We start from the raw sequence: 4630 nt of genomic DNA on the forward strand, positions 1-4630 counted from the left end.
CTGAAAGCTGCTGGCGGGCGGGCTTTCCAGCAGATCTTCCTCGAGAATATGGTGTACCGCCATCGCTCCCATCTCAATGGGCTTGGCCGGTCGGTAACGCTGCACGAATTGTTCCTCCACCTCCAGCGTCTTCAGATCGCTCACCGCCAGCCAGGCTGCCTCAATCAGATCAGGCTCCACACGGCCCGTCGTTTCGGTATCAAAAATCAATGCGCGCATGCAAAACCTCATCCCGGATCCGGCGAAAAGATGCAGGGTAAATGCCTGCTTCGCAATGGGCAAGCGCCAATGCCCGGTGGAACCCTACGGAAAACACAACATCTCATTGTTTGTACGAGTACTTTATCCAGACGTTGCTTTTTTCATCCAGCAACCCCATTCATTAAAGAGAGGAGCAAAAAAACATAATTTACGTTATCATGCCAGCGTGTTCGTTCACAGGAGTCAGACATGAACCAGGACCAGAATCAGAACCCATACCAGTTTCCGGACAGTATGAATCCGGCGGGGGCCAGCAGAGGCACATCTATCGGCGCACTCATGGGCAAAACCTATGCGCTGCTCGCGGCCACGCTCGTGGTGTCTGCCATTGCCTCTGTGTATGGCATGCACTCGGCATTCGCCTACCAGCATCCCTTCATCCTGATGATCGGCTCCTTCGCCCTGCTCTTTGCAGTGCAGTACACTGGCGCCCACCGCAGTCCCTTTGCGGTTCCGCTGGTTTTCCTGTTCGCCGGTGGCATGGGCATGATGATGGGTCCGGCCATTGAGATGTATCTGCGGATGCCGGGTGGCGCCTCAATCATCGCCGAGGCCTTGGGTACTACCGCAGCCATGTTTGTTGGACTGTCCGCGTATGCCCTGACCACCCGACGGGATTTCAGCAACATCGGCGGCTTCCTGATCACCGGCCTGGTGCTGGCCATCGTGGTGTCTCTGCTGAATATGTTTCTGCTTCACCTCCCGGCCCTCCAATTAGCCATCGCCGGTGTGCTGGTGCTGGTCTTCAGCGGCCTGATCCTTTTTGACACCCAGCGCATGATCCGCGGCGGCATTCAGGAGCCGGTCCTGCTGGTGGTCGGGCTTTATCTGGACATCATCAACCTCTTCATGGCGTTGCTCGAAATCTTTGGGGGCAGTCGCGATTGATTACCGCGTCCTTCCTGCATCGGTGGGAAGGACGATTTTCTGAAAGCATGGCAAGCACTATTTGCCATGTCGCCACCGGGGATGTCAGACATCGCCTTTTCCCGTTTTATAAACCATGACTGATTCCACCTCTCTGCAAAACCACACCACCATGATGCGCCAGTATTTCGGGCTGAAGGAACAATGCCCGGATGCGCTGCTTTTCTATCGCATGGGGGATTTCTACGAGCTATTCTTTGACGATGCTGAAAAAGCCGCCCGCCTCCTCGGCATCACCCTCACCAGCCGCGGACAGAGCGCAGGACAGGCTATTCCTATGGCGGGGGTACCCGTCCAGAGCATAGATGGCTATCTCGCGAAACTGATGCGTCTGGGCGAACGGGTGGCCATCGGTGAGCAGATTGGCGATCCTGCCACTGCCAAAGGTCCTGTGGAACGCGCCATCGTGCGGGTCATCACCCCCGGTACCATCATTGACGGTGCCTTATTGGATGCCGGCCAGGAGCCTCTGCTCCTGGCCCTCTGTCCGGACGGTCCGCGTTGTGGCCTGGCCTGGCTGGATGCCGCCGGAGGACGCCTCATGGTGAGTGAGGTAGCCGACACCGCCATCGCAGATACCATAGCGCGGCGTCCCGTCGCAGAAATCATTGCCCCGGAAGAGACGTCGCTTCCAGTCGGAATCGACCCGCAAAAATTGCAACTCCTGGAGAAAACCGGCTTTCAAACTCGGCGCACCGAGGCAGTACTTGAACGCTATTTTGGGGGACGACTGGCGAGTTTCGGGTGCAATGACTGGCCCCTCGCCTTACGCGCCGCCGCCGCACTCCTGAATTATGCCGAGACCCAACTACGCAGCAGCCTGACCCAAGTTCAACGAATTCATCCGGAGCGCACTGAAGAAGAGCTCTATCTGGACGCGACCGCCTTGCGGGCATTGGAAGTGGTGGAAAGCCTACAAGGGAATGGTCCCACTTTGCTCACCTTGTTGCAAAAAACCCAGACGGCTATGGGCGCCCGCTTGCTCCGTCGCTGGCTTCTGCGACCACTACGCCAGGGACCCGTGCTTGCGGCCCGTCAGGAAGTCGTCGCAGCGCTCACCCAAGGCAGCGGGCCGGTTGCCATTCAGAAGGCCTTGCACGGTATCGCGGACGCGGAACGCATTCTCACCCGCGTCGCCCTGAATAGGGCGAGCCCCCGTGATCTCGCCCAACTCCGCAGCACCTTGCAGGCGCTACCCACGCTGCGCGCCGCCTTCGAAGAAACAGGGCATCCTGCACTAACTGCTTATCAGGAGCGCATACCGCTCTTTGCCGCCCTCCGCACGCTGCTGGAAGAGTCCTTAGTGGATGCCCCGCCCATGACCCAGCGGGATGGTGGCTACATTCGTGCAGGCCACGATGCCGAGTTAGATCGACTGCAGCAGCTCAGCCAGAATTTGCAGGAGGTGCTGCGTGATCTGGAGCAGCAGGAACGCCAGCGCACCGGCATCGCCCAACTTAAAATCCAGTTCAACCGGGTGCATGGCTTTTACATCGAAATCAGCCGCAGCTACCAAGGGCCCATTCCCGACGACTATCGCCGCCGCCAAACCACCAAGAACGCGGAACGCTACATCAATGACGCCCTGAAAGTAATCGAAGATCAGGCCCTCTCGGCAGAGAGTCTGGCCCTGAGCCGGGAGCGCCTGCTCTTCATGCGAGTCCTGGAAGCGGCGGCCCCCGAAGTGCCGGCCCTGCAAGACGCCATGACCGCCGTCGCCGAACTGGACGGTCTCAGCACGCTGGCTGAACGCGCCATCACCCTGCACTGGTATGCCCCGCATTTCGTCACAGAATCGGTTTTACACATCCGCGACGGCCGCCATCCCGTCGTAGAAGCCCAGATCGGCAGTAATTTCGTGCCCAACGATCTCGATTTTGATAAAGAGCAGCGGATGCTGCTTATCACCGGTCCCAATATGGGCGGCAAATCCACCTACATGCGGCAAACAGCGCTCATCGTCCTGCTCGCCCACATCGGCAGCTGGGTGCCTGCCCGCGAAGCCATCATTGGCCCCATCGACCAGATTTTCACCCGCATCGGTGCTGCCGACGATCTGGCCGGTGGTCGCTCCACCTTCATGGTGGAAATGAGCGAAACAGCGCGCATCCTCCATCTCGCTACGGCACAAAGCCTGGTGATCCTAGATGAAATCGGGCGGGGCACCGCCACTTATGACGGTCTCTCCATCGCCTGGGCCACGGCCGAAGCACTGGTGGAACGGGGCGCCTGCACGCTCTTCGCCACCCACTATTTTGAATTGACGGAGATGGATCTTCCTGGCCTGCGTAACGCCCATCTCGACGCCTTGACACAAGGGGATCAAGTCGTATTCCTGCATCGGGTGGAGGGTGGCCCGGCCGCGCAGAGCTACGGACTGGCGGTTGCCAAGCTTGCCGGGATTCCTGACCCAGTCGTGCAACGCGCCCGCCATCGGCTCAGTCTACTGGAAGAAACCGCCCAGCAGCCAACCCGCAATACAGCGCCCGCCCAGTTGTCCCTCTTCCAGGCCGCTCCGCATCCGGCGGTGCATCGATTAAGTCAGATGGAACCGGACCAACTCAGCCCCAGGCAGGCCTTGGATTTGCTCTACGCACTCAAAGAATTGGCGCGGTAAACCGGGTGATGACAAAAAAACGGCCTGGCATTTCTTGCCAAGCCACTGTTTATTTGGTGGGCGGTAGTGGGTTCGAACCACTGGCCCCTGCCGTGTGAAGGCAGTGCTCTACCACTGAGCTAACCGCCCAAAATGAGTGCCTCTCATCTGGAGAGGGCACAAAATACCAATCAAAGGCATCAGGGTCAATCATTTTTTGATCTTCTCACACCCATTTTTTCACGTTACACTGCGCTCCGGTCTTAGCCCATATCGCGCACCCAATGTCCCACCAAAGACGGTTACCTTAGTCATGATGTTCCTGAGACACCTGCCGACGGTGCAGGAACCGCGTCTTTACATGGCCTTGGAGCGCACCTACCTGGGCTATTTCAAGCTCCTCTTCGTCTCTATAGGTACCGGCCTGGTCTCTGCACGTCTGGCGATGCTGTTTAAGGCGCTCCACTACGCCACGCTGGGAGACTTTTTTACTGAAACTTTCTATTGGCTCAGTTGGCCCGCCATCATCCTAATTTTTGTGGTAGGATTTCGTTTTATGTCAGACTTGGAACACATCGGAAAAGGACCTCCCGTGGCTGCGAAAGAAATCATTGATCCGCGCATTTACATGGCCGCCGAACGCACCTTCCTGGCTTGGGTGCGCACAGGCATCGGCCTGATCGCCTTTGGTTTCGTCATTGAGAAGTTCGACTTCTTTCTGGAGCAGCTCTCCCTCATGCTCCATACCAAACTCGTGACGGGAGCAGGTTTTTCCGGGATGGGCATTGTTTTCATTCTTCTCGGGGTCACCAATCTGGTGATTGGTGGTATCAACTTCATTCGCAC

The 4630-nt window shown here is 57.9% G+C and carries 4 protein-coding genes and 1 tRNA gene; 3 read left to right on the forward strand and 2 right to left on the reverse strand.

Features of this window, described 5'->3' with window-relative positions; all coding sequences use genetic code 11:
• A partial coding sequence (locus AC2VNK_RS01440; protein ID WP_486882543.1) for a 3'-5' exonuclease family protein occupies positions 1–219 on the reverse strand: 219 nt, incomplete at its 3' end.
• Positions 220–450: 231 nt separating this feature from the next.
• Between AC2VNK_RS01440 and AC2VNK_RS01445 the strand changes: the two genes are divergently transcribed.
• Both AC2VNK_RS01445 and mutS read left to right on the forward strand, forming a co-directional pair.
• The gene (locus AC2VNK_RS01445; protein ID WP_486882544.1) at positions 451–1149 is read left to right on the forward strand and encodes a Bax inhibitor-1/YccA family protein; all 699 of its coding nucleotides are present in this window, start codon (positions 451–453) and stop codon (positions 1147–1149) included.
• A gap of 115 nt (positions 1150–1264) precedes the next feature.
• Positions 1265–3805: a DNA mismatch repair protein MutS gene (gene mutS / locus AC2VNK_RS01450; protein ID WP_486882545.1), complete on the forward strand. Its 2541-nt coding sequence runs from the start codon at positions 1265–1267 to the stop codon at positions 3803–3805.
• Positions 3806–3859: 54 nt separating this feature from the next.
• Here the strand turns inward: mutS and AC2VNK_RS01455 are convergent.
• Positions 3860–3934: transfer RNA gene (locus AC2VNK_RS01455), tRNA-Val, on the reverse strand.
• Positions 3935–4145: 211 nt separating this feature from the next.
• Between AC2VNK_RS01455 and AC2VNK_RS01460 the strand changes: the two genes are divergently transcribed.
• On the forward strand, positions 4146–4630 hold a 485-nt coding region (locus AC2VNK_RS01460; RefSeq protein ID WP_486882546.1), incomplete at its 3' end, for a YidH family protein.

The organism is Acidithiobacillus sp. TH-A35, assembly GCF_057473505.1.

Bases quoted from the DNA above. Each gene is read 5' to 3' on its own strand.
- AC2VNK_RS01445 (WP_486882544.1), top strand. From the start codon at position 451: ATGAACCAGGACCAGAATCAGAACCCATACCAGTTTCCGGACAGTATG.
- mutS (WP_486882545.1), top strand. From the start codon at position 1,265: ATGACTGATTCCACCTCTCTGCAAAACCACACCACCATGATGCGCCAG.